23 protein-coding genes are annotated in these 25,932 nt (G+C 72.1%); 12 read left to right on the forward strand and 11 right to left on the reverse strand.

The window, feature by feature from the left end; genetic code table 11:
* The first annotated feature begins 139 nt into the window (after nucleotides 1–139).
* Together ACWC24_RS13640 and ACWC24_RS13645 are read left to right on the forward strand one after the other, a co-directional pair.
* Nucleotides 140–613, forward strand: coding sequence for a hypothetical protein (locus tag ACWC24_RS13640; RefSeq protein ID WP_450662981.1), 474 nt, complete (start codon nucleotides 140–142; stop codon nucleotides 611–613).
* Between the two features lie 83 nt (nucleotides 614–696).
* Nucleotides 697–2,784: a SpoIIE family protein phosphatase gene (locus ACWC24_RS13645; protein ID WP_450662982.1), complete on the forward strand. Its 2,088-nt coding sequence runs from the start codon at nucleotides 697–699 to the stop codon at nucleotides 2,782–2,784.
* A gap of 140 nt (nucleotides 2,785–2,924) precedes the next feature.
* On the opposite strand, the gene ACWC24_RS13650 is transcribed toward ACWC24_RS13645, so the two are convergent.
* The 3 genes from ACWC24_RS13650 to ACWC24_RS13660 form a co-directional block, all read right to left on the reverse strand.
* Nucleotides 2,925–3,578 carry a zf-HC2 domain-containing protein gene (locus tag ACWC24_RS13650; protein ID WP_450662983.1) on the reverse strand — a complete coding sequence of 218 codons (654 nt, stop codon included), beginning with the start codon at nucleotides 3,576–3,578 and terminating at the stop codon, nucleotides 2,925–2,927.
* Nucleotides 3,579–3,719: 141 nt separating this feature from the next.
* Nucleotides 3,720–4,235 carry a hypothetical protein gene (locus ACWC24_RS13655; RefSeq protein ID WP_450662984.1) on the reverse strand — a complete coding sequence of 172 codons (516 nt, stop codon included), beginning with the start codon at nucleotides 4,233–4,235 and terminating at the stop codon, nucleotides 3,720–3,722.
* Between the two features lie 136 nt (nucleotides 4,236–4,371).
* Nucleotides 4,372–4,917 (reverse strand): sigma-70 family RNA polymerase sigma factor, encoded by a 546-nt coding sequence (locus ACWC24_RS13660; protein ID WP_450663110.1) that lies wholly within the window; start codon nucleotides 4,915–4,917, stop codon nucleotides 4,372–4,374.
* A 211-nt stretch (nucleotides 4,918–5,128) separates the two neighbouring features.
* Between ACWC24_RS13660 and ACWC24_RS13665 the strand changes: the two genes are divergently transcribed.
* Nucleotides 5,129–6,301 carry a CapA family protein gene (locus ACWC24_RS13665; RefSeq protein WP_450662985.1) on the forward strand — a complete coding sequence of 391 codons (1,173 nt, stop codon included), beginning with the start codon at nucleotides 5,129–5,131 and terminating at the stop codon, nucleotides 6,299–6,301.
* A gap of 303 nt (nucleotides 6,302–6,604) precedes the next feature.
* Here the strand turns inward: ACWC24_RS13665 and ACWC24_RS13670 are convergent, their stop codons facing one another.
* Entirely contained in the window at nucleotides 6,605–7,066 is a 462-nt protein-coding gene (locus tag ACWC24_RS13670; protein WP_162469938.1) for a universal stress protein, read from the reverse strand.
* Between the two features lie 207 nt (nucleotides 7,067–7,273).
* Between ACWC24_RS13670 and lysX the strand changes: the two genes are divergently transcribed.
* Nucleotides 7,274–10,552 (forward strand): bifunctional lysylphosphatidylglycerol synthetase/lysine--tRNA ligase LysX, encoded by a 3,279-nt coding sequence (lysX, locus tag ACWC24_RS13675; protein ID WP_450662986.1) that lies wholly within the window; start codon nucleotides 7,274–7,276, stop codon nucleotides 10,550–10,552.
* A 90-nt stretch (nucleotides 10,553–10,642) separates the two neighbouring features.
* A complete protein-coding gene (locus ACWC24_RS13680; RefSeq protein WP_450662987.1) occupies nucleotides 10,643–11,497 on the forward strand; it encodes a polysaccharide deacetylase family protein in 855 nt (284 codons plus the stop codon).
* Nucleotides 11,498–11,527: 30 nt separating this feature from the next.
* Here the strand turns inward: ACWC24_RS13680 and ACWC24_RS13685 are convergent, their stop codons facing one another.
* The gene (locus ACWC24_RS13685; RefSeq protein WP_450662988.1) at nucleotides 11,528–12,202 is read right to left on the reverse strand and encodes a class F sortase; all 675 of its coding nucleotides are present in this window, start codon (nucleotides 12,200–12,202) and stop codon (nucleotides 11,528–11,530) included.
* A gap of 331 nt (nucleotides 12,203–12,533) precedes the next feature.
* Between ACWC24_RS13685 and ACWC24_RS13690 the strand changes: the two genes are divergently transcribed.
* Nucleotides 12,534–13,538, forward strand: coding sequence for a hypothetical protein (locus ACWC24_RS13690; RefSeq protein ID WP_450662989.1), 1,005 nt, complete (start codon nucleotides 12,534–12,536; stop codon nucleotides 13,536–13,538).
* A gap of 125 nt (nucleotides 13,539–13,663) precedes the next feature.
* Here the strand turns inward: ACWC24_RS13690 and ACWC24_RS13695 are convergent, their stop codons facing one another.
* The 3 genes from ACWC24_RS13695 to ACWC24_RS13705 form a co-directional block, all read right to left on the reverse strand.
* Nucleotides 13,664–14,218, reverse strand: coding sequence for a hypothetical protein (locus tag ACWC24_RS13695; RefSeq protein WP_450662990.1), 555 nt, complete (start codon nucleotides 14,216–14,218; stop codon nucleotides 13,664–13,666).
* Nucleotides 14,219–14,455: 237 nt separating this feature from the next.
* A complete protein-coding gene (locus ACWC24_RS13700) occupies nucleotides 14,456–15,220 on the reverse strand; it encodes a bestrophin-like domain (RefSeq protein WP_450662991.1) in 765 nt (254 codons plus the stop codon).
* 17 nt (nucleotides 15,221–15,237) lie between these two features.
* Nucleotides 15,238–15,366, reverse strand: coding sequence for a hypothetical protein (locus tag ACWC24_RS13705; RefSeq protein ID WP_375976498.1), 129 nt, complete (start codon nucleotides 15,364–15,366; stop codon nucleotides 15,238–15,240).
* 780 nt (nucleotides 15,367–16,146) lie between these two features.
* Here ACWC24_RS13705 and ACWC24_RS13710 point away from each other — a divergent pair.
* From ACWC24_RS13710 to ACWC24_RS13720, 3 genes are all read left to right on the forward strand, one after another.
* Nucleotides 16,147–17,079, forward strand: a complete 933-nt coding sequence (locus tag ACWC24_RS13710) for an SCO0930 family lipoprotein (protein WP_450663111.1) — start codon at nucleotides 16,147–16,149, stop codon at nucleotides 17,077–17,079.
* A 349-nt stretch (nucleotides 17,080–17,428) separates the two neighbouring features.
* Entirely contained in the window at nucleotides 17,429–18,241 is an 813-nt protein-coding gene (locus ACWC24_RS13715) for an SAM-dependent methyltransferase (protein ID WP_450662992.1), read from the forward strand.
* Entirely contained in the window at nucleotides 18,238–20,373 is a 2,136-nt protein-coding gene (locus tag ACWC24_RS13720; protein ID WP_450662993.1) for a putative bifunctional diguanylate cyclase/phosphodiesterase, read from the forward strand. The genes ACWC24_RS13715 and ACWC24_RS13720 overlap by 4 nt, the downstream gene beginning before the upstream one ends.
* 118 nt (nucleotides 20,374–20,491) lie before the next feature.
* Here the strand turns inward: ACWC24_RS13720 and ACWC24_RS13725 are convergent, their stop codons facing one another.
* Nucleotides 20,492–21,952 carry a hypothetical protein gene (locus tag ACWC24_RS13725; protein WP_450662994.1) on the reverse strand — a complete coding sequence of 487 codons (1,461 nt, stop codon included), beginning with the start codon at nucleotides 21,950–21,952 and terminating at the stop codon, nucleotides 20,492–20,494.
* Nucleotides 21,953–22,052: 100 nt separating this feature from the next.
* Nucleotides 22,053–22,520 (reverse strand): GtrA family protein, encoded by a 468-nt coding sequence (locus ACWC24_RS13730; RefSeq protein ID WP_450662995.1) that lies wholly within the window; start codon nucleotides 22,518–22,520, stop codon nucleotides 22,053–22,055.
* 100 nt (nucleotides 22,521–22,620) lie between these two features.
* On the opposite strand from ACWC24_RS13730, the gene ACWC24_RS13735 reads away from it, so the two are divergent.
* Nucleotides 22,621–23,604: a glycosyltransferase family 2 protein gene (locus tag ACWC24_RS13735; protein ID WP_450662996.1), complete on the forward strand. Its 984-nt coding sequence runs from the start codon at nucleotides 22,621–22,623 to the stop codon at nucleotides 23,602–23,604.
* A gap of 237 nt (nucleotides 23,605–23,841) precedes the next feature.
* On the forward strand, nucleotides 23,842–24,174 hold the full coding sequence (locus ACWC24_RS13740; RefSeq protein WP_450663112.1) for a nuclear transport factor 2 family protein: 333 nt from the start codon (nucleotides 23,842–23,844) through the stop codon (nucleotides 24,172–24,174).
* A gap of 70 nt (nucleotides 24,175–24,244) precedes the next feature.
* On the opposite strand, the gene ACWC24_RS13745 is transcribed toward ACWC24_RS13740, so the two are convergent.
* Nucleotides 24,245–25,129: a LysR family transcriptional regulator gene (locus tag ACWC24_RS13745; protein ID WP_450662997.1), complete on the reverse strand. Its 885-nt coding sequence runs from the start codon at nucleotides 25,127–25,129 to the stop codon at nucleotides 24,245–24,247.
* 131 nt (nucleotides 25,130–25,260) lie between these two features.
* Here ACWC24_RS13745 and ACWC24_RS13750 point away from each other — a divergent pair, with 131 nt between their 5' ends.
* Entirely contained in the window at nucleotides 25,261–25,932 is a 672-nt protein-coding gene (locus ACWC24_RS13750; RefSeq protein ID WP_450663113.1) for a succinate dehydrogenase, read from the forward strand.

Consider the following 25,932-nt stretch of genomic DNA (forward strand, 5'->3'; position numbering starts at 1 on the left):
CGCTCCCTCTCCTCCATTCTGCCGCCTTCACGCTCCGTGTCCGATGCCTCCAGTTGCGTGACCCGAGTGAATGACGCAAACAATAGTCCTGAATCACCCGAAATGATGTGAATCATTAAAAATGATCCAGGAGTGCGCGGTGCGGACAATCATCAAAGCCTTCGTCCTGGTCTGCGCGCTCTCGGCGGCGCTCCTGATGGCCGGTTGCGGCAAGGGGGCGCCCGAGCGGCCGGGGCGGACCACGGGGTCGCCCCGGCCGCGCACCGACGCGGACCCGCGCCACGCCGCCCTGCCCGGCGAGTCCGGCATCGCCGCCGCGACGGGCGCCCCCGAGTCGCTCTCCGACGAGGTGGGCCCCGCGCGCGTGCCGGAGATACCGGACCTGCCCGACGGCGGCGGGCTCATCCCCGACGACCCGGACGCCGGTGGCGTCTCCGGCGCCCCGGTCGGTACGGACGGTGCCGATGGCGCGGACGGCGTGGTCGACACGGACGGCCTGACCGGCACGGCCGGCGCGGACGACTCCGGCCTCGTGGGCGGTGTGACGGGCGACCTCGCGGACGGCGCCGCCGGAAGCATCTTCGACAGCCCGACCGATCTCTTCGGCCGCTGATCCGGTCAAGAGTCGCGCGCCTCGGAGGCGACGGACCGTACGTACCGGTCGAATAATCGGGCAAATGCTGGCAAAGTGGGCCCATGGCTGATCGGGGAGCGAGCGCCGTGTCACTCCCGGACGACTGGCCCGCCCACCCGGATCCCATTCTGGCGCTCAACCGCATGGGCAGCTTCGACTGGGACCTGGACACGGGCCTGCTCCACATGGACGCCCTCGCCCACGACATCTTCGACGTGCGCCCCGACGAATACGACGGACACCCGGAGACCCTTTCCGTGCGGGTCCCCCAGACCGAGGGCCTGCGACTGGACACCCTGGTCACCCAGGCGATCAAGGACGGCAGCGAGAACTACGGCGCCTACTTCCGGCTCCGCTGCCGCGACGGCACCCTGCGCTGGACCCACACCCAGGGCTACATCAGACGCGACGGGACGGGCCGCCCGCGCCGGATCGTGGGCATCGTCCGCGACGCCACCCAGGAACTCGGCGACCTCGCCGAACGCCAGGAGGCGGCCGACCTGGACAGCGCCCGCCGGGAGCAGACCAACGTCGTCCAGCTCACCACCGCCGCCCTCGCCCACGCCCGTACCGTCCGCGACGTCATCGACGTGCTCAAGGACACCCACGGCCTCACCCACCTCGGGGCGACCAGCCTGGTCATGGGTCTCGTCGAGGCGGGCCGCATCCGGCTGGTCGCCGAGGGGCCCGAGGGCAGCTTCGTGCCCGGCACCCTGGTCACCCGCATCGACGACCCGTACCCGATGAGCGAGGTCGTACGCACCCTCAGCCCCCGGTTCATCGAGTCGCCGGAGGAGTTCGCCGCCGGGTACCCCGTCCTGTGGCCCGGCCTCGCCGATCTGGACATCACCTCGGCCGCGTATCTGCCGCTCATCGTGCAGGCCCGCCCGATCGGTGCCATGGGCCTGCTCTACGGCGACCGCCGCGGCTTCACCCCCGAGGAACGCAACATCCTCGTCGCCCTCGGCAGCAGCATCGCCCAGAGCCTGCAACGGGCCATGTTCTACGAGCAGGAGAAGGACATCGCCCAGGGCCTGCAACGGGCCATGCTGCCGCGCACCATCCCCAGCGTGCCCGGCGCCGACGTGGCGGTCCGCTACCGGGCGGCCAGCGTCGGCGGCGCCCACGGCCGGGACATCGGCGGCGACTGGTACGACCTGATCCCGCTGCCCGGCGGCCGGGTCGGCGCCGTCATCGGCGACGTCCAGGGCCACGACACGCACGCCGCCGCGGTGATGGGCCAGCTGCGCATCGTGCTGCGCGCCTACGCGGCCGAGGGGCACCCCCCGGCCACCGTGATGGCCCGCGCCTCCGTCTTCCTGCGCGACCTGGACACCGAGCGCTTCGCCACCTGCCTGTACGCGGAGGCCGACCTGTCCACCGGGGTGGTCCAGGTGGTCCGGGCCGGCCACCTCGACCCGCTGCTGCGGGCGCCCGACGGGACCTGCCGCCGGGTCGCCGTCCCGGGCGGACTGCCGCTCGGCCTGTCCGCGGAGTTCGGCAGCCTCGCCTACCCGGTCGGCACCATCGAGCTCGATCCCGGCCACACCCTGCTGCTGTGCACCGACGGCCTGGTCGAACAGCCCGGCGCCGACCTCGACGACGGGATGAAGACGCTCACCGCGCTCGTCACCGAAGGCCCCGAAGGTGTCCGGGAACTGGCCGGCCGGCTGATCGAGGTGGCCGACGAACGCGGCGGCGACGACGACGTGGCGCTGCTCCTGCTGCACCGCCGCCGCCCGGACAGCCGGCAGTCCGGCGGCCGCATCCGCCGGCACGTGGCCCCCGGCGATCCGCAGGCGCTCACCCACGCCCGCCATATGCTCCGGACCGCGGTCCGCTCCTGGGGCGCGCGCGACCGTACCGACGAGGTCGAACTGGTGGCCGATGAACTGATCACCAACGCGCTCATGCACACCGAGGGCGCCGCGATCCTCACCCTGCGGGTCCTCGTCGGCGCCGGCCGCCGGCTGCGCGTCGAGGTCGAGGACTCCTCCAGCGCCCTGCCGCGCCGCCGCGAGGTCGGGGAGGCAGGGATGGCCGGCCGGGGCCTGCTGCTGGTGGACCGGCTCACCGACATGTGGGGCGTGGAGGCGCGGGGCGGCGGAAAGTGCGTGTGGTGCGAGTTCGTGGTCCCGGAACGGCCCTGACCACGTCGGCCGGCGCCGGCCCCGCTCCGGCCGGTGTCCGTCGGCGTCCGGCCGGTGAACGCCCCCTGACGGCACTCTGGACGTATGCCGGAACTCCCCGAGGCGGCGGCTCCGCGAAGCGTCCCCTTCCGGGCCGGGTCTCAGTGCGGTGCGGGCAGGGTCACCAGGTGCTCGCCGTCGGCCGTGCGGACCTCGTACCGGGTGATCTGGTCGGAGTGGAGGGTCGAGCCGCCGTGCATGGTGAGGGGGCGGGCGTCGTGGGTCGGGACCATCCAGCTCGCCAGGGTCTGCTCCGAGCCGTCGTCGGAGACCGCGACCAGGCGGCAGGAGCGCGGGCCCGCCCCGTCCTTGACCTGGAGTTCGACCTCGCTGCCGTACGCCTCGTCCTGGGTCGTGAGCTGGGCCCAGACGCCCGACCGCTCGTCGGTCGCCGTGACCCGCGCCGTCCCGTCGCCGCCGCCCAGCGTGGTCGAGAGCACGCCTCCCGCCAGCGCGACCACCACGGAGGCGGCCAGGGCGAACAGCAGCCGGCGGCGCTGGGCCCGGTGCCGGGTGGCGACCTCGCCGAGGAGCCTGTCGAGCAGTTGGGGGCCGGGACCTGCCATCGGGTGCACGGAGCGCGGCGTCGCCTTCCGGTACAGCAGCAACTGCCGTGCCGTGGGGCCGAATTCGGTGACCTGCGCGGCGCACTGCGGGCACTCCATGAGGTGGTCCTCGAAGCGGAAGGCCTCCGCCTCGTCCAGGAGGCCGAGCGCGTACGCGCCGACGTCTCGATGCCTTTCCAGGGACCTCATGCGGAATCCTTGTGCCTTTGGGTGTCGGTGGGGTTACTGCTTGCTCCCACCGGTACGCACCAGGCTGCCGAATCACTCAAGGCCCGCACCGAATCGTAACCAACGAGTTCGTAGCCGTCGGCTCCACGGATTGGTCGGATTCTAGAAAAGATGGATCGCGAGGTGTCCGAGGGGCAGTCCGAGCTGCCACGCGGGCGTCCACACCTTCGGTCCGTCGTCCTCGCCGACCTGCGAACCTCCGCCCGGTACGGCGTTCAGATCGGGTGCGAGCAACTCCGTCTCCCGGAGCCAGCGCCAGGCCGTCGCCGCCAGCTCCAGGTCCGCCGCCGGTCCCGCCGACTCGGCCGCCTCGGCGGTGAGTTGGGCCATCCGCTCGCGCACCCACTCCTGCCACGGCTGGTCGTACGCCGTCAGCGAGAGCCAGGTCTCCAGTTGGGTGATGACCCGGATGCCGGAGAGTTCGCCGTCCGTGTCGGACAGGAAGATCGTGAGGGCCAGGGCGTCCCGCCCGGCGCGGAACTCGAAGGACGTCGGCGGCATCAGATCGCCGGTCCGCAGCAGTTCGTCGGCGATGTACTCGGCGTACAACCAGGCCATGGGAACGGTCAGTTCACCGCCGTCGGTACCGTCCGTCTCCTGCTCACCTCTGTGCAGCATCCCTTCCTGCCTTCCTCCGTTGCGTGCGCGTTGCCCGAACCCGAGCCCCCGGTCCGGAACACGGATGAGGACAGCGGATTACTCAACCGGGTCCCGCAGCAAGGCGCTTTACGGAGGTTTGACTTTCCCACTGGTTTCAGCGCAGGTCGGCGGCGTATCCCGGAAGAACCCGGCGCAGGGCGCGCAGCGCGTAGTATGCCCGGGACTTCACCGTACCCGGCGGGATGCCGAGGGCCTGTGCGGCCTCCGCCACGCTGGCCCCGAGGAAGTACACCAGCACCAGGACCTCGCGGTGCTCCGGAGTGAGAGTCTTCACAGCCTCGCGCACGTCGAGCATGGCGGCGGACCGATCGGCGTGGTCGGCGCACACCGGCGCGTGTTCCAGCACGGCGTCCCCGACCTCCGCCGGACGGGCCTGCCGGGCCCGTCGCGCGTCGATCGCCAGGCGCCGCCCCACGGTCAGCAGCCACGGCCGTACGGAGGTGAAGTCGTCGGCGCGCAGCGCCTCGGGATGCTGCCAGGCGCGTACCAGCGTCTCCTGGACGAGGTCCTCGGCGCGCTGCCGGTCGCCGTCGCAGAGCCTCAGCAGCAGGGCGAAGAGCGGCCGTCCGTGCTCGCGCTGGAGCGCGGCGAGCTCGTGTTCGGCGGTCGTCGACTTCATGAGGATGGTTCCGGCCGTCATGGCCGTATGGGAGCGCAGGGCGCGGCGTGGGGACAGGGCGCGCGCACGGATCTGCGGCGGACGGTCGATCGCGTCGGCGAACGGTTCGACGAACGGTCCGTCTGCCCCAGTCGTGCGCATCCAATGGGTTAATGGGGGTGCCGGGGCCGTTTGCGACGACTGCCAATCCCGTACCTATTTATGGGTAAATACGATCGCGATGGGGTGAGTGATGATCGCACGCAGACGGCAGGTGGCCCTGGTCCTGACGGCCGTTCTCACCGCGGCCGCGGCCTGCCAGGCCCACCGGCAGGAGGCCGCACAGCCCGCCCGGTTCGGCCGGCCCGCCCTGCCGGGCCCGTCCGCGGCCGCCGTCCGCGGCTTCACCCTGGTCGCCTCCGGTGACCTGATCCCGAACGGCTCGGTCATCGAGCGGGCCCGTTACGACGCGGGCGGCACCGGCTACGACTTCCGGCCGATGCTCGCCGGTGCCGAATCCGCCGTCTCCCGGGCCGATCTGGCGCTGTGTCACCTGGGGACCGTGTACGGCGCCGCCGACGAACCGGGCGCCCCCGGCGCCCTCGTGTCCCCGTCGGAGCTCTCCCTCGCCCTCGCCGCCGCCGGCTACGACGGCTGCGCCACCGCGTCCGACCACAGCCTCGACGACGGCGCGCCCGGGATCCAGCGCACCCTCGGCGCGCTCGACACGGTGGGCCTGGCCCACGCCGGGACGGCCCGCTCCGAGGCCGAGGCGCGCACCACCACGATGCTGCGCGCGGGACCCGCGGCGGTCGCCCTCCTCGCCTACACGTCGGACACCGACGGCCACCCGCTGCCCGACGGGCAGCCGTGGGCCGTCGGCCCGGTCGACGAGGACCGCATCCTCGCCGACGCCAGGACCGCCCGGAAGGCGGGCGCCGACGTGGTCGTCGTCTCCCTGAACTGGGGCACCGAGTGGCAGGAGGCGCCGGACGGCCGGCAGCAGAGCCTCGCGCGGCGGCTCACCGCCGCGCGCACCGACGGGCGCCCCGACATCGACCTGATCATCGGCACCCACACCCATGTCCCGCAGGCGTACGAGAAGGTCAACGGCACCTGGGTGGTGTACGGGACCGGCGACCAGGTCGCCGGTGAGGCGCTGGACCGCCGGGGCGTCCGGGACCCGCGCGGCAACCAGTCCACGATCGGCCGCTTCACCTTCAGCCCGCCGTCCCGGCCCGGTGGGCGCTGGGAGGTGAGCAGGGCCGAGTTCGTCCCGCAGATGTTCGACGTCGACGCCGGGCGCGTGGTGGACCTCAACCAGGCGCTCGCCCAGGGGGCCGACGTCGAAGGCGTGCGCGACCGCATCCGGGAGGTGGTCCTCAGCCGGGGCGCGGCGAAGGACGGCCTGACGATGGGGGAGTGAGCCCGCGCCGGGTTCGGCCCGCGCCGAGTCCTCATCGGTCCGGCTACGGGACGACCGTCGTCGGTCCGGCTGGGGCACGACTGTCATCGGTCCGGCTACGGGACGACCGTCGCCGGTCCGGCTGGGGCACGACTGTCATCGGTCCGGCTACGGGATGATCGTCGTCGGTCCGGCTGGGGCACGACTGTCATCGGTCCGGCTACGGGATGATCGTCGTCGGTCCGGCTGGGGCACGACTGTCATCGGTCCGGCTACGGGACGACCGTCGTCGGTCCGGCTGGGGCACGACTGTCATCGGTCCGGCTACGGGACGACCGTCACCGGCCAGCGCCCCGCCTTCACCAGCCGTACCGCCACGGAGCCGACGATCCGGTGGCCGGCCTGCTCCGAGGCGCCCACCACCACCGCGTCCGCCTTGAGCTCGTCGGCCGCCTTGACCAGGCCGCCGTAGGGATCGCCGCGGAACGTGTGGAACTCCCAGCGCACGTCGAATATCCCCTTGACCCGCTCGGCGGCCTCCCGGATCTGGCCGACCAGGTCCTCGGCGATCTCGTCGGTCGTCTCCGCCACCGGCACTCCCAGGGCGGCGCCCGCCGCCATCACCGGCTGCACGTAGACCACCGCGAGCAGTGCGTGCTGGCGCCTGGCCAGCCCGCCCGCGTAGGCCGCGGCGCGGAGCGAGGAGTCGGAGCCGTCCACCCCGACGACGATGACCTTGGGCCCGTCGGTGCCCCGCTCGAACCGGGAAGAGTGCTGTTCCATCACGCCTCGAGGCTATCGGAGGCACCCGGTCCGGTCCCCGACCGGTCCGAGGCCGCTCCGAGGCCGGTCCGGCGACCGGATCCGCCACCCCCCGAGGGGCCGTCCGCAGGCCCTCCCGGCAGGCGGGCCGGGACCTCTCGGCGGGCCCACGGGGGTGGGGGACCGGGCTCTCGACGGGCGGAGCGGGCGGGCTGTTCCTACAGTCGGTACATGAGTGCCCCCGTGGAGGCCGCCCCGGCCGAGGACGCCCCAGGCCCGATACGGCCGCCCGGCGGCGGCTTCCTCGGCAGGGTGCCCGAGGCCTTCGCGACCTTCTTCGGCGCCCTGGGCCTGTTCTGCGCCCTGCTCGACCTGATCCCGCCGCTGCGCGTGCTGCTGAACCCGGTCGAGGAGTTCCTCGACCTGCTGACCGTCCCCGTCAGCGCCAACCTCGCCTACGCCGTCTTCCTGTTCCTGCTGGCCGCCGCCACCGGCGCCCGCAAACGGATCGCCTGGTGGCTGGTCGTGGTCTATCTGGGCCTGCTGGTCCTGACCGACGCCCTGGGCGTGGCCGTCGGCCTCTACGCCGCGTCCCTGCCGTCCCTCGTCGTGTGCGGCCTGGCGCTGATCCTCCTGGTCCTCGCGCGCGGGGAGTTCTACGCCGCCTCCCGCCGCGGCGCCGTACGCCGCGCGCTCGCCGTGCTGGTCGCCGGGCTCGCCGTGGCGATCCTGGCCGGCTGGGGCCTGGTGTCCCTCTTCCCCGGCACCCTGCCCGAGAGCCAGCACCTGGCCTGGTCGGCCACCCGCGTCCTCGGCGGTCTGGTCCCGGCCCGCTCCTTCGCCGGCCGGCCGCCCCACGTCGTGTCCTTCCTGCTCGGCCTGTTCGGCGCCCTCGCCCTGCTGAACGCCGCCGCGACCCTGTTCCGCTCCCAGCGCCTGGAAGCCGCCCTGCACGACGACGAGGAGCCGCGCATCCGCGCCCTGCTGCGCCGCTACGGCGCCGACGACTCGCTCGGCTACTTCGCCACCCGCCGCGACAAGGCCGTCGTCTTCTCGCCCAGCGGCAAGGCCGCGGTCACCTACCGCGTCGAGGCCGGTGTCTGCCTGGCCAGCGGCGACCCCGTGGGCGACCGTGAGGCCTGGCCGCACGCCATCGCCGTCTGGCTCGACGTCGCCCGCCGCCACGGCTGGGCGCCCGCCGTGATGGGCGCCTCCGAGGACGGCGCCAGGGCGTACGCCCGCGCCGGTCTGGGCGCCCTGCAACTGGGCGACGAGGCGATCGTGCACCCCGCCTCCTTCGACCTCGACGGCCGCGAGATGCGGGTCACCCGGCAGGCCGCCCACCGGGTGCGGCGCACCGGCGCCACCTGCCGGGTCCGCCGTCACGCCGGCCTCGGCGAGACGGAGATGGAGGAGGTCGTCGACAAGGCCGACACCTGGCGCGACACCGAGACCGAACGCGGCTTCTCGATGGCCCTGGACCGCCTCGGCGACCCCGCCGACGGCGACTGCCTCCTGGTGGAGGCGATCGGCGAGGACGGGCGGCTGCTCGCCCTGCTGTCCTTCGTGCCCTGGGGCGACGACGGCATCTCCCTGGACCTGATGCGCCGTGACCGCACCGCCCCCAACGGCGTGATGGAGTTCATGGTCGCCGAACTGTGCGCCGCCGCCCCCAAAATGGGCGTACGCCGGATCTCCCTCAACTTCGCGGTGTTCCGCTCCGCCTTCGAGGAGGGCGCCCGCATCGGCGCCGGACCGGTGCTGCGCGCGTGGCGCGGGCTGCTGCTGTTCTTCTCCCGCTGGTGGCAGTTGGAGGCCCTCTACCGCTCCAACGCCAAGTACCGCCCCGAGTGGTACCCGCGCTTCCTCTGCTACGGGGACGCCGCCTCCCTGGCCCGGATCGGCCTCGCCTCCGGCATCGCCGAGGGCTTCGTCTCCGTACCCTCGCTGCGCAAACTCTGGGGAAAGGGGCACCCGAAAGGCGCGCGGCGGCCCGCCACCACGTACGGGCTGCCGTCGCTGTCGGCGCTCGGTCTCGACGGAGGGGACGAGGCCGGGCCGGCCGGCCCGGACGCGGGCCTGCCCGAGCAGGTTCGCGTCCGGCACCAGAAGCTGGACCGGCTGCGCGCCGTCGGCACCGACCCCTACCCGGTCGGTGTCCCGCCGCGCACCCACACCCTCGCCGCCGTGCCCCCGGACGGGCCGGTCACCGTGGCGGGCCGGGTCATGCTGGTGCGGGACTTCGGCGGCATCGTCTTCGCCGTGCTGCGCGACTGGTCGGCGGACCACCAGGTGGCGTTCACCCGCGCGGAGTCCGGTCCCGCCCTCGACCGGTTCACCGCCGACACCGACATCGGGGACCACATCACCGTCACCGGCCGCGCGGGCCGCAGCGACAGCGGCGAGCCGACCGTCTTCGTCACCTCCTGGCAGCTCACCGGAAAGTGCCTGCGCCCGCTGCCCGACAAGCGCCGCGGTCTCGCCGACCCCGAGGCCAGGGTCCGGATGCGCTACCTCGACCTCGTGACCAGCCCCGCCGCCCGGGACGTCGTGCGGGTCCGCTCCACCGCCGTGCAGGCGCTGCGCCAGGGCCTGCTGGACCGCGGCTACCTGGAGGTCGAGACCCCGATGCTCCAGCAGATCCACGGCGGCGCCAACGCCCGCCCGTTCACCACCCACATCAACGCCTACGACCTCGATCTGTATCTGCGCATCGCCCCCGAGCTGTATCTGAAGCGGCTGTGCGTCGGCGGCCTGGAGAGGGTCTTCGAGCTGGGCCGCACCTTCCGCAACGAGGGCGTCTCCCACAAGCACAACCCCGAGTTCACCATGCTGGAGGCCTACCAGGCCTTCGCCGACTACGACGTGATGCTCGACCTCGCCCGCGAACTGATCCAGGGCGCAGCCGTCGCCGCCTTCGGCCGGCCCGTCGCCCACCAGGACGGCACGGAGTACGACATCTCCGGGCCGTGGCCGGTCAGGACCGTGCACGCCGCGATCTCCGAGGCGCTGGGCGAGGAGATCGACGCCGGCACGGAACCGCCCCGGCTGCGCCGGCTGTGCGACCGGGCCGGGGTCCCGTACACCGCCGACGACGGCCCGGGCGACATCGTCCTGGAGATGTACGAACGGCTGGTCGAGGAGAAGACCCGGCTGCCCACCTTCTACAAGGACTTCCCGACCGACGTCTCCCCGCTGACCCGGCAGCACCGCATCGACCCGCGCCTCGCCGAACGCTGGGACCTCGTCGCCTTCGGCACCGAACTCGGCACCGCCTACTCCGAACTGACCGACCCCGTGGAGCAGCGCCGCCGGCTCGCCGAGCAGTCGCTGCGCGCCGCCGGGGGAGACCCGGAGGCGATGGAACTGGACGAGGACTTCCTCGACGCCCTGGAGTACGCGATGCCGCCGACCGGCGGGCTCGGCATCGGCGTCGACCGGGTGGTCATGTTCCTCACCGGCCTGACCATCCGGGAGACACTGCCGTTCCCCCTGGTACGCCACCGCTGAACCCGGCCCGCTCGACCGTACGGGTGCATTCCTGCCGCCGCTGAAGTGTCCTCGTGCTGCACCGGGTGATACCCGTGCGACTGATAAATCATGAAAGAGGATCAGATCATTACGCGGCGCCGTGCGTTGCTCGCCGGTGCCGTCGCCCTGGGCGCGGCCGGAGTGGCCGGAGCGGCCGGTGTGCTCATGCCGGACACGGTCGAGGAGCCGGCCGGACCCGTGGCCGGAGCCGCGGGCGCCCCGGCCCGCCGGCTGGCGTCGAAGCCCTCCGCCTACCGCCTCGAACCCCTGACCGGCTACGGCGTCCCGCGCGCGGCGCCCCGCCGGACCCTGGTGCGTCACGAGCCCCTGCTGAGTGTGTCCGGACGCGGCCGCACCATGGTGCTGACCTTCGACGACGGACCCGACCCCCGCTACACGCCCGGCGTCCTGGACACCCTGCGCCGGTACGACGTACGTGCCATGTTCTTCGTCTGCGGGGAGATGGCCGTCGCCAACAAGGGCCTCCTGGCGCGGATGGCCGACGAGGGGCACATCGTCGGCAACCACACCTGGACCCACCCCCTGCTGACCCGGCTCGGCCGCTCCCGGATCCGCTCCGAGATGGAGCGCACCTGCGATGTCATCGAGGACGCCTACGGCGAGCGCCCCCTGTGGTTCCGCGCCCCCTACGGCGCCTGGAACAGGGCCGCCTTCCAGCTCGGCGCCGAACTCGGCATGGACCCGCTGGCCTGGACGGTCGACTCCCGCGACTGGACCGAACCCGTCCCCGGCGCCCGCACCATCGTCGACCGGGTGGAGAGCGGTGCCGCGCCCGGCGTGGTGGTCCTCTCGCACGACGCCGGGGGAGACCGCTCGCACACCGTCCAGGCGCTGCGCGACTACCTGCCGCGACTGCTGGACTCGGGCTACCACATCACGGTCCCGCGCCGGCAGTACGCGTGAGCGACGATCGCCCGCCCGGCCGGGGAGCGCTCAGCGGACCTCGGCCAGGCGGGCGAAGACGACGACGTTCCCGTCGTAGCCGTTCTGCTGGGTGAAGCCGCCGCCGCAGGTGATGACCCGCAGCTCGGGGGTGCCCTTGGAGCCGTAGACGCGATCGCTGGGGAAGTTGCTCTTCTCGAAGACCTCGATGCCGTAGATCTCGAAGACCGCGGTCTTCCCGTCCCGGCGCCCCACCTCGACGCGGTTGCCCTTCTTCAGCGCCCCGAGCCCGTAGAACACGGCGGGACCCTGCTGGTTGTCGACATGGCCGACGATCACCGCGGTCCCCTTCTCGCCGGGCGAGACGGCGCCGGTGAACCAGCCGGCCAGATTCGGGTCGTCCGGCGTCGGCGCGTCGATCCAGCCGTCCGTGTCCAGGCCCACCGGGGTGACGGGAGCGTTCACCTGGATCGCGGGGATCCTGACCCGGTCGGGCACCGCGTAGGGCAGGGGGTCCGGGGCCAGGCCGAGCGCGCCCCGGGCGGCGCCGCTGCTGTTGGTGCCCGCGGCCGCGGCGGGCTGCGGAGGTCCGACGTCGAACTCGCCCGACCCGTTGCGGATCAGCGCGAGCCCGGTCAGCAGCACCAGCGCCATCACACCCCACGGCGCACGCTTCCTGGGCCGCTCCTCCTCTTCCGCCACCTCGGACAGCCCGTACGCGGACATTCGCCATCCCCTCTCGACCCGGCCGTCGCCGTGTCGTTCGCGCCTGCGTAAACGCTAAGTCCCGTACGCGGAAGCGGCGACGAGTCACGCGCGAACGGGTGGTGCCGGGTCCGGGGTGCGCCATCCGGGTCGGCGGCGTACAGGAAATTTCCGACAGTCAATGACCTGCGGCGACATCGGATCGCGAGGTTTTCCGTCGGCGTGTCGTCTCACCAGGACGGACCATTCCCGAAATGCGGCGGCGTGCGGCGCGTCCGAGGGTCGTACCGGGAGACGCTTTCTCGCCGATCGACCGGGCACGGGTCCCGGGGCGCCTTCCGCGGAGGAACTCATGCGAAACTCACGTGCCCTGGCGACGGCGGCCGTTGTGGTCGCCGTCCTCGGGTTCGCGGTCCCCGCGGCCTTCGCGGACGGGATGGGCAACGGGGGCGGCGGCATCCCTCCGAACGGCGTGGGTGGGGTCAGCGGCATCGGGCCGGGCAACAACTGGGGCGGCGGGTTCCCCAACAACAGTGGTATCGGGCCGGGGAGGGACAACGGGCGGGGCAATGTCTTCGGCCCCAACAATGTCTTCGGTCCCAACAACGTCTTCGGGAACAACAACGGCTTCGGGAACAACAACGGTTTCGGCCGGAACAACGTCTTCGGGCCCAACAACGTCTTCGGTCCGAACAACGTATTCGGCCCGAACAACGCCTTCGGCCCCAACAACGGTTTCGGGAACAACAACAACTTCGGCCCGGGGCGCAACGACTTCGGCCGGGGTCGCAACGACTTCGGCCCGGGTCGCAACGACGGTGTTCTCGGCAACAACGGCCGGGGCCCCGACGGCGCCTTCGGTCCGGACAACGGCCTCGGGAACAACGGAGGCCTCGACAACCGGGGCCCCGACGGCGTCGGCAACAACATCGGTTTCAACAACAACAACGGCTTCGGGCCGCGGAACATCATCGCCCAGCCCGGCGTGGTCCCCGCCGGCGGCCGGCTCACCGTCACCGTGGACGGCTGCCGCAACGGCGGCGTCATGGCCTCGCGCGCCTTCCGCAACAGCCCGCTGCGACCGCTCAACGGCACCAACGACACCGCCAGGGGCGTCGCGGTCATCTACAACAACGTCCGGCCCGGCCGGTACGACATCACGGTCGACTGCAACGGCCGGACCCTGACCCGCCCGGCGGCCTTCACCGTGATCGGCGGTGTCCGCGGCGGGATCGGCGGCGGTATCTCGATCGGCGCGACCCCGACCGACATGGCCGTCGGCGGCGGGCTCGTGGGCGCGGCCGGCCTCGGCGGAGTGGTGTGCTGGATGCGGCGCCGCGCCGAGAAGCGCTTCTGACCGTCACGCCGGAAGCGCGTCTGACCGTCACGCCGGAAGCGCGTCTGACCGTCACGCCGGAAGCGCGTCCGACCGTCACGCCGGGAAGCGCGTCCGACCGCCGCGCCGGGAAGCGCTTCCGACCGTCAGTCGCCGTCCTCGCTCTCGCGGCGGCGCCCGAGGTGGTACGCCGTGCCGATGGAGCCCGCGATGAGCGCGGCGCCCAGGGCGATCTCCTTCAGGTCGAAGCCGGCGACGCTGCCGCCCTCGCCCGCCTGGACGGCCCGCGGGACCTGCTGCACCGGTACGGGCGTGAGGCCGGTGTCGTCGGGCCCGCCCTCGGCGATGGTCAGGTCCGTGGACCCGCTCACCCCGTCGCAGGTGAACGTCACCCGGTGCACGGCCCCGGCCCGCGCGGCCCGGTCGACCGTGGTCACGGCCGACGGACGCCCGGCGGGGATCCGTACCGTGTCGAAGGCACCCGAGGCGACCGTGGCGGTCCCCCGGCAGCCGCCCCCGTCGCGGTCGATCTGGAGGGTGAGCTGCCCGCCCGCCGCGATGCTGCGGGGCAGCACGCTGAAACCGAACGGTGTGACGTCGTGGCCGCTGTCGTCGTCGCTCGCGACGACGGCCGGCGCGGAGAGGGCCAGTGCGGCGGTGACGCCCAGCAGGGCGGCCGACGCGACGCGTATCGCGCGCATGGTGGATCCTCCGGTCTCCGAGGAGCAGCCGCGGACCTGTTCCGCCTGAGCCGAAAATGCGCCTCGATGACCGAAACGCTAGGAACGGGCGGGTACCCCCGCGATCGCAGTAGTGCGAACGGGTCAACCGTGTGGGCCGCGCGGGTGAATCCCCGCGCGCGACCGGGAGGGACACCGGCGCCCGTGGGACACCGGCGGCGCGCCGCGGGCGCCGGTGTCCCTCCCCGGAACGGCCCGTCAGCCGCCCGCGTGCGGGAACAGCTGCAGGAACGGCTCCGCGGTCGCGGCGACGCCGCGGCTGTAGGGCGAGTCGAAGTCCCAGATCAGGAAGAGCAGGAAGGCGATGAGCGCCGAGAACATCCCGGCCAGGGCGAGTTCCCGCGCGGTACGCCGGATCTGGAGCGCGAAGACCATGCCGATGGTGATGACGGCCCCGATGAGCAGTCCGAACCACACCACGCCGGGCATGGTGGACCCGGTGGAGTCGGCGCGGGCGTTGCGCGCCTGGTCCGCCGCGGCGACCTGGTCGAGCAGCGGCTGGTAGGACTGGGCCTCGAAGTCGTTCTTCGGCTGGTAGTCCGTGACGTCGGCGCGGACGCGTCCCAGCAGTTCGGTACCCCGGTCCGTGATGTCCCCGTGGTCGGCCATCGCCTTCCACTCGGTGGTCACGACGTGTCCGACATAGGCGTTGACGTCCGCCCGGATCCGGTCCCGTACATCGGGGGGATACGCCCGGACCCGCTCCGAGATCTCGTGCAGCGCCTGGGCCTCCGCCTGTACGTGGTCCTGGGCGACGCTGCGCGCCTCCCAGACACCGGCGATGGCCAGGCCCAGGACGATCGCGTAGACCACGCCGATCCACATCGTCATGTACTCGATGACGTCCGGTGTCTCGTCGGGGTCCTCGTCCTCAGGGGCTCTGCGGGCCCGTACCAGGGTGATCACGACCACCACGGCGCAGGCGGCCACCATCGCGAGCGTGAGAACAAGCCATTCCGGCAAGAGGTGCCTCCAGAGGGTCAGCGGGGGCGCAGCGCGGCGACGGCGACGAGCGCGGGCACGGTGATGAGCAGGACGTAGACGACGGGTGGCGTGGTGTCGCGGGCGGGCCGCGGCGGCGGGGCGGAGTGGTGGCGCGGATAGCTCACGGGCGTCACGGAGGGACGCGGGGTGGGCTTCGGCGGCGGCTCGGGGGTCCTCGCCGGGGCGGGGGCCGGTGGTGGCGGCGGGGGCGGCGGGACGGGCCGTGGCCGGGGCGCGGGCGGTGCCGGTGGCGGAGGGGGCGGTGGCTTCGGCCGGGGCTTCGGCGGCGCCGGGGTCGGGGCGGGCGTGGGCTTCGGTGGTGGAGGAGGGGGCGGCGGAGGCGGTGGTGGCGGAGGCGGTGGTGGTGGCGGAGGCGGCGGGGGTGGCGGGGTCGGCGACGGCACCGGGCACGACGGGGGAGTGGGCCAGGTGCCACCTCCCGCGACCGCCGCCGCGTGGGCGCCGCCTCCCGCGACCGCCACCGCGGCCATGCCGTCCGGGCCGGTCGAGGCCCACGCGCAGGCGTCGGCCGCCGCGATGCCGACCGGTGCGCCCACCAGCGTCCAGACCAGCGTGACAACGGCCAACGCCCTTGTGACGCAGGCGGATCGGGTCGGTTCGGGTCCATGCACGACGGAGATCATTCGCTCTGCCGGGGCCGCACACGCCGGACCGGTCGAGGATTGCCCCGAAGGAGGGACAGGTGCCGCACGGCGGTTTGAGCGGTTCGCCGGGCCGGGGCGGTCGGCACGTACTCGCGTACGAGGTGGGCGGGGTGGGACACAGGTTCCGGAAAGAATTTCGTGCCGTGGCTGAACACAACCCCCATGCCCGTGCGTACCCAGTGTCGTGCGGCGGCTCACAGGGAGTCGCAGCACCCAATGTGGATGATCGGGGAGTTGACGATGAAGACCTCCTGGCGGAGCGCCTCTCTCGTGGCGAGCGCTGTGTCCGTGCTGGCGCTGACGACGGCGTGCGGCCAGGAAAACGGCACGCCGGCCGCCAGCCAGAACGTCGGGGCCACGGCCGCGGCGGGCAGCTACGGCAGCGCGGGCACCGGCCTCGGCGCCGACGCCTCCAACAACGACCCGGTGGCGCAGACCGCCACCGCCGGCGAGCTCACCGTGTCCGACAACGCGCAGCTCGGCAAGGTGCTCACCGACAGCACCGGTCTGACCCTGTACCGCTTCGACCAGGACACCGCCGAGCCGCCCAAGTCGAACTGCGACGGCGACTGTGCCACGACCTGGCCGCCCGTCCCCGCGGACGACGCCACGGCTGGCGAGGGCATCGACAAGTCGCTGCTCGGCGAGGTGACCCGCACCGACGGCACGAAGCAGCTGACCGTCAACGGCTGGCCCGCGTACCGCTACGCCAAGGACACCAAGGCCGGGGACACCGCCGGTCAGGGCGTGGGCAACAAGTGGTTCGCGCTGGCCCCCGACGGCAAGAAGGCGAAGTCGGCCAGCCTGGCCGGGCTGTCCGTCCGCAAGGACCCCACCCTGGGTGACATCGTCGTCGACAAGAACGGCATGACGGTCTACCGCTTCCTGAAGGACAAGGCGTGGCCCAAGTCGGTGTCGAACTGCACCGGGGCCTGCCTGGAGAAGTGGCCGGCGGTCGCGCCCGTCGCCGCGAACGACACCGAGGGTGTCGTGAAGAAGGGCCTGATGAGCTTCACCCGGCCCGACGGGGTCAAGCAGCAGACGGTCAACTGCTGGCCGATCTACACCTTCTCCGGTGACAAGGCGGCCGGGGACATCAACGGTCAGGGCGTCGGCGGTACGTGGTACGCGGTGTCCCCCGACGGAAAGCCGGTCGGCGCGCCGAAGCAGTAGGGATCACCTCCCCAGGGCTGATCGCTGCTGCCCGATGACGCGCGCGACCCAGATCCGCCCCCTCCGGCCGCACGGAGGGGGCGGATCGTCGTGCGTGGTGAATGTGCTTAACCCCGATTTTCCTTGACGGTGGATCAATCTTCATTATTCTCGGGGATCTTCGGAGCTGTCCGAGTCCTTCGGCAGTGTCTCGGGCACCCTTCGTGCGGTGCGGGTCGGACCTCCCTCCGGCACGTGCCGCAGGCAGTGACCGGGAACGGACGGTCAATTTCCGTTTCCGCTCGCTCCTTTGGCGGGCGATCAGTAGCCTCAGCTCGAACACCGGATCGTCCACGCCTTGGAGGGTTGGATGGAGCGTCCCGCTTGGGCCCCACGGAGCATCGACATCTCGGTGCCGAGCGTTTCGCGCATCTACGACTACTACCTGGGCGGTTCGCACAACTTCGAGGTCGACCGGGAAGCGGCCCGCAGGGCCATGGAGTTCATGCCGGGACTTCCCAGGATCATGCAGGCGAACCGGGCGTTCATGCGGCGTGCGGTGCGCTTCGCGGTCGCCGAGGGCGTCACCCAGTTCCTGGACATCGGCTCCGGCATCCCCACCCACGGCAGCGTCCACGAGGTGGCGCAGGCCGCGGCCCCCGGCGCGCGGGTGATGTACGTGGACCACGACCCGGTGGCCGTCGCGCACAGCGAGGCGGTGCTCGCGGGCAACGAGGACGCGGACGTGGTCGCCGCCGACCTGCGCAAGCCCCGGGAGATCCTGTCGAGTCCTCAGGTCGGGCGGCTGATCGACCCGAATCGTCCAGTGGCGCTGCTTCTCGTTGCCATACTGCACTTCGTGGAAGACGCGGACGACCCGTACGGTGCGGTGGCGGAGCTGCGCGAGGCCCTCGCGCCCGGCAGCCTGCTGATCCTCACGCATGCCTCGTACGAGGGAATCCCGCTGCCGCCGGAGCGGGCCGAGGGCGCGGTGGACGTGTACAAGGACATTCGCAACCCGCTGGTCATGCGCTCGCGGAACGAGATCGAGCGGTTCTTCGAAGGGTACGACATGGTGGAACCGGGACTGGTGCCGATGCCGCGGTGGCGTCCGGACACGGCGCCGGACGACGACGACCCCTACGCCTACTCCGGGTTCGCGGGCGTGGGGCGTACGGCGTGACCGCGGAACCGGACGGCCCGGAGGACAGACTGCGGCGGTTCGCCACGATCTGGAGCCGGGCGGTGTACCCGGTCACCTCGACGTCCCTGACCCGGCCGGAGTTCGAGGCACTGCTGCTGCCGCTGGCCAGGCGGCTGAGCAAGGCGCTGCGGGCCCGCAGCTTCGACGCCGCCGAGGGCAAGGCGGTCGGCGCCGCCCTCGTCGCGGCGCACTGCACGGACCCCGACGCGCTGAGCTGCGCGCTCGACTGCGTCGACGCCTACCTCGTGCTCTACTGCGGCGGCGACGGCTCCCGGGAGGACCTGCGCACCCGTTCCTCCCGGCTCCAGCACGCCATGGCCGCCGGGTACGCGCAGGCGCTGCGCGACCGCACGCTCGCCGAACAGGAGGCGATCGCCCGGGCCGCGCTCCAGGCGCAGGGCGTGGTCGCACAGGCGCTGCACGCGAGCGAGGCGCGCTTCCGGGCCGTGTTCGAAGGCGCGGCCATAGGCATCAGCATCGCCGACCTGGACGGCAACGTCCTCGAGGTCAACGGGGCGATGCTGCGCATGTTCGGCGGCTCCGAACAGACGCTGCGCGGCCGCAACGTCCGGGACTGGACGCATGCCGAGGACGCGCCCCAGGTGTGGCGGCTGTACGAGGAACTGGTGCGCGGCGACCGCGAGCACTACCACGTGGAGAAGGCCTACTACCGCCCCGACGGGACGGTGCTGTGGACCAACCTCACGGTCTCCCTGCTGCGCGACGCCGACGGCGCACCGCAGTACCAGCTGGCGCTGATGGAGGACACCACCGAGCGCCGCCTGCTCAACCTCCGGCTGCGTTACGAGGCCACGCACGACGCGCTCACCGGGCTGCCCAACCGCACCCTGTTCTTCGAGCGCCTGGAGAAGGTGCTCGCCGCCGGACCGGGACAGCGCTTCGGCCTGTGCTACCTCGACCTCGACGGCTTCAAGACCATCAACGACAGCCTCGGCCACGCGGCCGGCGACCGGCTGCTCGTCGAGGTCGCCGACCGCCTCCAGTCCTGCGCGACCGCGCCCGGCGAGATGGTCGCGCGGCTGGGCGGCGACGAGTTCGTGGCGCTGACCACCGGGCCCGACACCCAGCGGGAGGTCGACGAGCTCGCCGCCCGCATCATGAACGCGCTCGTCGCCCCGATCAGCGTCGACGGCCGGGAACTGACCGTGCGCGGCAGCATCGGCGTGGTCGAGGGCGCGGCCCAGGAGCGCAGCGCGGCGGAGGTGCTGCGCAGCGCCGACATCACGATGTACCGGGCCAAGTCCGCGGGCGGCAACCGCTTCGAGCTCGCCGACCCGGAGGCCGACGCCCGCGCCATCACCCGGCACGGGCTCACCACGGCACTGCCGGCCGCCCTGGAGCGGGGCGAGTTCTTCATCGAGTACCAGCCGCTGGTCCACCTCGGCGACGGCAGCGTGCACGGCGCCGAGGCGCTGGTGCGCTGGCTGCACCCGCAGCACGGCGTGCTCGGCCCCGACCGGTTCATCCCGCTCGCCGAACACACCGGCCTGATCGTCCCGTTGGGCCGCTGGGTGCTGGAGCAGTCGGTCCGGCAGGCCGGACAGTGGCACGAACGCCACGCCGACAGCGGTCCGTTGCGCATCAACGTCAACCTCTCGCCCTGCCAGCTCACCCACCCCGGCCTGGTGCAGGACACCGTCGAGATCCTGGAGCGCACCGGTGTCGCCCCCGAGGCGCTCTGCCTGGAGGTGACCGAGTCGGCGCTGATCGGCGCGGACGACGACCTGCTCAAACCGCTGCGCCGACTGGCCGAGATGGGCGTCGACATCGCGCTGGACGACTTCGGCACCGGCTACTCCAACCTCGCCAACCTGCGACGGCTGCCGGTGAGCATCCTCAAGCTGGACCGCTCCTTCACCCAGAGCATGCAGCAGTTCCCGGCCGACCCCGTCGATCTGAAGATCGTCGAGGGGATCGTCTCGCTCGCCCACAGCCTGGACCTCGCGGTGACCGTGGAGGGCGTCGAAACCGGCGCCCAGGCCGAGCAGTTGCGGATCCTGGGCTGCGACACGGCCCAGGGCTGGTACTACGCCCGCCCCGGCCCGCCGGAGCGGCTGCACGAGCTGACGCTGGTGGACGCGACGGGGTGAGCGTCGCGGGGCCGGTCCGGCGGAACACGCGACAGACGCGGGGTCCGGCACTCCTCACCGCTCCAGCGGCATCCCGCTGGAGCGGTGAGGAGTGCCTGGGCGAGGCCGGGCCGTTGGTTCAGCCGGCCAGTTGCTCGGTCGCGGGGGCCGGTGACTGGCGCACCGTCAGGTGGGCGGTCTGCGTGGCGGGGGGAGTCGAAGGGGTCGTTCGGCCCAGCCGGGCGAGGAGGAGACCGAGCGTGCAGGCGAGCGCAGGCCAGTAGATGTAGCGGAAGTCCGCCGTCGGGAGGGTGGGCAGGTAACCGAGCACATAGGTCAGCGAGCTGATCCCCAGCGCCCGGACGGGCATCGAGAAGGTGCCCTTGCCCGGCCGGATCGACAGGGCGAGCGCGACGGCCAGCCAGAACCAGCCGGCGAAGAGGAACGGCAGGTCCCTGGCGGCGCCGAGGACGTAGTTCCCCAAGGTCGCTTCGAGCCGGTCGTTCGTCACCTCGAGTCCGAGGTCGTTGGTCTGGATCCCCGGCTGGAACGGGTAGACGCCCTTGAACAGCAACTGCGAGAAGACTTGCAGGCGGTATGCGGCGTATTCGGGCAGACGGCCGGGGATCTCATCGAGCCACATGGACGTCAGCTCGTCCGCGTGCGGGGTCAGGTCGGGCCCGCCGTCGTCCGTCAGGTCCATGGGGTAGCAGCGGATGAAGCCGTCGGACAGCGTCTGACTCCGCGCGCACTGCTCGGCCGCGACGGTCATGCGCAGCTCGAAGTCCGGTGTCGTCGACACCCTCTTCGCCGCCGCCCGCACTTCGTCCACGCTCAGGACGTGCAGCAGGTCGTCCACCATGACCTGTGAGCCCTGGCTCGTCTGCACCGGCCGCGCGAGGAAGGCGATGGCCGTGTTGGGCACCACGACGGCGACGAGGAGGGCCAGCGAGGAGAACAGCCACACGCGGCGTCCCGGCTTGGGCCACAGCATGGGCACGAGCATCAGGAAGACGGGCAGCGCGGCGAGGAGCCCGTTCTTGCGCACCAGTACGGCATAGGCGAGGAAGAGCACGCCGAGGCCCAGCAGGGCCCAGCGCGAGGCGGAGCGACCGGCCGGCAGGCGTTTGCCGACGAGCGCGAGAGCACAGGCGGCGAGGAGCGCGAACGCCATGTGGACGTCTTTCCACACCACTCCGGTGAACGTCACGACATGCGGGGCCAGTCCGATTCCGAGAACCGCGAGCGATCCCGGACGGCTGCCGGTCAGCGCCCAGACGCACCAGGCGATGACCCACAGCGTCACCCACAGCACGACGCACTGGACGACCGCCATCGCCGAGGGGGTGCCGGCCACGGCGATGAGCCCTCTCCACACCAGGGCCAGGACCGGCGGATGCCAGTCCGACAACAGTTCCCGACCCATGGCCTGATCGAGCTGGGTGAGGCTGTCCGGACTCATGTAACCGGGGGAGAACGTGAGGACGGTGATCAGACAGCAGACCGCGGCGACGGCGGCCAGGCCCCAGACCCAGCGCGGCTGTTCACCCCGCAAGAAGCGGAACAGCCTGAAGGACCCGACCAATTGGGTAGATTCCATGCGCCCGGAGCGTAACACCATGTAGCGATTTGAGCACACAGAGTAACATTCGGGTCGGGTGTGCCGCGTGGCTCGCACGCCGGGTGCGCGGACCCGCCGCTCAGCCCGCCGCGAAGACCACGCGCCGGTAGGCGAAGAAGCGGAACAGCGTGGCGGCGACCCAGCCGGCCAGGCGGGCGGCATTGTCGCCGACCGCGCAGTCGCATCCCGCCGACTGTCGCGACAGGGCGACCGCGCCGGCGGTGATCACGAGACCGACGATGTTCACGAAGGCGAACAGGGTCAGTTCGCGGGCCACCTTCTCGCGCCGCCGGTGCCGGTACGTCCAGTGATGATTGCCCGCCCAGCCGACGATCATCGAGACGCCCGTCGCGACGGCGGAGGCCTGGACGGGTGCCGATCGCATCGACCCGCCGGCCGTGCCGGGGAGGCCGAAGACCAGCAGGTTGTAGACACCGGCGTCCACGACGAAGGCGAGGGCGCCGACCACGCCGAACGCGGCGGCCTCACGCCAGATTCCACCGATGGCATCACGCATGCGCAGCGTCAAAGACGCGAGGTCCGACACGGACACGAGCGTATCGACACGGTGCGCCCCCACCGGTCAGGCGCTCCGGCAGACCATTATGTCCAGATATGTACCTGATTAATTCAGCCGAGGAGAGACCGTGAGCCCGACGATCGCCTGCGTCGTGCCGTGTCACAACGAGGAAGCCGCCATCGACAAGGTGGTGCGCGATCTGCGCGCGGCGCTCCCCGAGTCCGACATCTATGTCTACGACAACGCCTCGACCGATCGCACCGTGGAGGTCGCCCTCGCGGCGGGCGCGATCGTCCGGTGCGAACACCGCAAGGGCAAAGGCAACGTCATCCGGCGCGCTTTCGCCGATGTCGAAGCCGACGCCCTGCTCATCATCGACGGCGACGACACCTACGACGCCTCACGGGCCCGGGACATGGTGAACCTGCTGTTCGACGGCCCCTACGACCAGGTCATCGGCACCCGGCGCGAGACGGTCGAGGGCGCGTACCGGACGGGGCACGCGGTGGGCAACAGACTGCTCACGGGTGCGGTGCGCTCGCTCTTCGGCAATGACGTCACCGACATGCTGAGCGGTTACCGGGTCTTCTCCCGGCGCTTCGTCAAGTCCTTCCCGGCGCTGTCGCGGGAGTTCGAGACCGAGACCGAGATGACGGTCCACGCGCTCAAGCTCCGGCTGCCCACGGCGGAGCTCCCGGTCGGCTTCAAGGACCGGCCCGCCGGCGGCGTGAGCAAACTGCGCACCTACCGGGACGGTTGGCGCATCCTGCGGCTGATCCTCAATCTGGCGCGGCGGGAGCGGCCTTCACTCGTCCACACCGTCGTCGCGGGTCTGCTCGCCCTCGTGGCGGTCGTGCTCGGTACGCCGGTCGTCGTCGACTTCCTCAGTACGGGCACCGTGCCGCGCTTCCCCACGGCGATCCTCGCGGCCACGGTCATGACCATCGCGGCACTCGTCCTCCTCGTCGGTTACATCCTCGAGTCGTTCATGTACATGCGCCAGGAGCAGTCCCGGCTCATGCATCTCGCCTATCCGGCGCCGGAGCAGGCGAGAGGCCCCGAGACGGGCTATCTCGCCGTGCCGGCACAGGAAGTGCTCAGCGGCTCCTGACCCTCGCGCTCACGGGCCCGCACCGGACGCCGGGGTCCGGGTCCGCGTCCGCCCCGTTCCGTCACGCCGTCGGCCCGTCGCGTCCACCGGCGCCGGCTCGTGCGGCCGGTCCGGCGGACCGGGTCGCGGGGGAGGCCGTAACCCGGTTGCGCCGGGCCGGGGTCCACGTGTGAGCATCGGCGCGTGACCGATGACTCAGACGCCGTGAACGAGGCGATCGCCGGCGAACTGCGCCTCATGGACCCGACCGTCCGCTCCTCCCGCGCCGAGGCCCTCCGGCTGTTCGACCCGGAGTTCGTCGAGGTGGGCGCCTCCGGGCGGCGCTACACGTACGAGGAGACCGTGGCCGGACTGCCCGACAAGCCGGGCAGCTCGGCCGACGGTCCGCGCTACCGGGCGTCGGCGTTCACCGGAGTGGTCCTGGCGCCCGGCCTGGTGCACCTCACCTTCGAGACCGAGTTCGACGGGGTACGGGCCCGGCGCACCTCCCTGTGGCGCCGACGCGACGCGGAGACGGGCTGGCGCATGTACTACCACCAGGGCACCCCGGTGCCGCCGGAGATCGACTAGGACCTGCCCGGCCTCTCCGGTCCGTGGGCGGGCGGCAACGGCCGCCCCGGCCGGCCGGGGGCGCTCCCGCTCATCGCTCCAGCAGCATCCGCTGGAGCTCCCGGGCCGCCCGCGGCGGGGCCACGTCGCTGCGGTGGGCCAGGGCGATCGTGCGCTGCAGGCCCGGCTGGGCCAGCGGGGTCACCCGCAGCCCGTGCCCGGCGCGCGCGGCCACCATGCGCGGTACGACGGCGACGCCCAGCCCGGCCCGTACGAAGCCCAGCACCGCGTCCATCTCGCCGCCCTCCACCGCGAAGTCCGGCTCGAACCCCTCGACACGGCACGCGGCCACGGTCAGCTCCCTGAGGTCGTAGCCGTGCCGGAACATCACCAGCCGCTCGCCCTCCAGATCGGCCACGCGCACCGTCTGCCGTCCGCCGCCGGGCGGGTCCGCCTCCGGTGACGACACCACCACCAGGTCCTCGCGCAGCAGCTCCACCGTGGTCAGCGCGGGCGACGGGGTCGGCAGCGGCAGCACGACCAGCGCCAGGTCCAGGGCGCCGCGGGCCAGCTCCCGTACGAGGTCGTGCGAGCCGCTCTCCTCGATGATCAGACGGACGCCGGGATAGCGGTCGTGGAAGGCGCGCAGCACGTCCGGCAGCAGACCGGTGCACAGGCTCGGGGTCGCGCCCAGCCGCACCCGGCCGCTGCGCAGCTGCAGCAGCTCCAGCACCTCGTGCCGCGCGGTGTCCGCGTCGGCCAGGATGCGCCGGGCCAGCGGCAGCAGAGCCTCGCCCGCGTCGGTGAGCGTGATGTTGCCCCGGGCACGCAGGAACAGATCCGCCCCCAGCTCCCGCTCCAGCGCCTTGATCTGCTGCGACAACGAGGGCTGCGCCACATGGACGGCCTCCGCGGCCCGGGTGAAGTGCCGGGTCTCGGCGACCGCGACGAAGTACTGAAGCTGCTGGAACTGCATACCTCCACGATAGCCCACCGATAGACACACGCTATGGATTCAAGGTGGACCATGTCTTGGACCGATCGGGACCTTCGGCCCTAACGTCAGGACCCATGGCTCTGGCAACGCGGACGGACCGACGGGCGTCACTGGCACGCACCGTGTGGGACTCCACCATCGGCAAGAAGGCAGTGATGGCCGTCAGCGGCCTGATCATGCTCCTGTACCTGGTCGCCCATGTGATCGGCAACCTGAAGATCTTCTTCGGGGCGGGCGAGTTCAACCACTACGCCCACTGGCTGCGCACCGTCGGCGAGCCCTTCATGCACTACGAGTGGACCCTGTGGCTCGTCCGCGTCGTGCTGGTGCTCGCGGTGGTCGCCCACGCCACCTCCGCCTACCAGCTCAGCCGCCGCGACATCAAGGCGCGCCCCGGCAAGTACGTGCACAAGAAGCCCCGGGCGAGCTACGCGACGCGCACCATGCGCTGGGGCGGCGTCATCCTGGGCCTGTTCATCGTGTGGCACATCCTCGACCTGACCACCGGCACCGTGCACCCCGGCGGCTTCCAGGAGGGCCACCCGTACCAGAACGTCGTCGACACCTTCTCCACCTGGTACGGCGACGTCGTCTACATCGTCGCGATGCTCGCGCTGGGCCTGCACGTCCGGCACGGCTTCTGGAGCGCCGCCCAGACCCTCGGCGCCGGCAGCCGCACCCGCGACCGCGCCCTCAAGACCGTCGCGAACGTCCTCGCACTGCTGCTCACGGCCGGCTTCGTAGCCGTCCCCGTGGGCGTCATGACCGGAGTGGTGAGCTGA

The sequence above is a fragment of the Streptomyces sp. NPDC001443 genome (genome assembly GCF_053597355.1).

Coding starts and splice junctions, on each gene's coding strand:
- ACWC24_RS13695 (WP_450662990.1), bottom strand. CDS start 14,218: ATGCGCGCGATACGCGTCGCGTCGGCCGCCCTGCTGGGCGTCACCGCC.
- ACWC24_RS13655 (WP_450662984.1), bottom strand. CDS start 4,235: ATGCTGCACAGAGGTGAGCAGGAGACGGACGGTACCGACGGCGGTGAA.
- lysX (WP_450662986.1), top strand. CDS start 7,274: ATGAGTGCCCCCGTGGAGGCCGCCCCGGCCGAGGACGCCCCAGGCCCG.
- ACWC24_RS13710 (WP_450663111.1), top strand. CDS start 16,147: ATGAAGACCTCCTGGCGGAGCGCCTCTCTCGTGGCGAGCGCTGTGTCC.
- ACWC24_RS13685 (WP_450662988.1), bottom strand. CDS start 12,202: ATGTCCGCGTACGGGCTGTCCGAGGTGGCGGAAGAGGAGGAGCGGCCC.
- ACWC24_RS13715 (WP_450662992.1), top strand. CDS start 17,429: ATGGAGCGTCCCGCTTGGGCCCCACGGAGCATCGACATCTCGGTGCCG.
- ACWC24_RS13725 (WP_450662994.1), bottom strand. CDS start 21,952: ATGGAATCTACCCAATTGGTCGGGTCCTTCAGGCTGTTCCGCTTCTTG.
- ACWC24_RS13660 (WP_450663110.1), bottom strand. CDS start 4,917: ATGACGGCCGGAACCATCCTCATGAAGTCGACGACCGCCGAACACGAG.
- ACWC24_RS13690 (WP_450662989.1), top strand. CDS start 12,534: ATGCGAAACTCACGTGCCCTGGCGACGGCGGCCGTTGTGGTCGCCGTC.
- ACWC24_RS13740 (WP_450663112.1), top strand. CDS start 23,842: ATGGACCCGACCGTCCGCTCCTCCCGCGCCGAGGCCCTCCGGCTGTTC.
- ACWC24_RS13680 (WP_450662987.1), top strand. CDS start 10,643: ATGAAAGAGGATCAGATCATTACGCGGCGCCGTGCGTTGCTCGCCGGT.
- ACWC24_RS13650 (WP_450662983.1), bottom strand. CDS start 3,578: ATGAGGTCCCTGGAAAGGCATCGAGACGTCGGCGCGTACGCGCTCGGC.
- ACWC24_RS13665 (WP_450662985.1), top strand. CDS start 5,129: ATGATCGCACGCAGACGGCAGGTGGCCCTGGTCCTGACGGCCGTTCTC.
- ACWC24_RS13745 (WP_450662997.1), bottom strand. CDS start 25,129: ATGCAGTTCCAGCAGCTTCAGTACTTCGTCGCGGTCGCCGAGACCCGG.
- ACWC24_RS13645 (WP_450662982.1), top strand. CDS start 697: ATGGCTGATCGGGGAGCGAGCGCCGTGTCACTCCCGGACGACTGGCCC.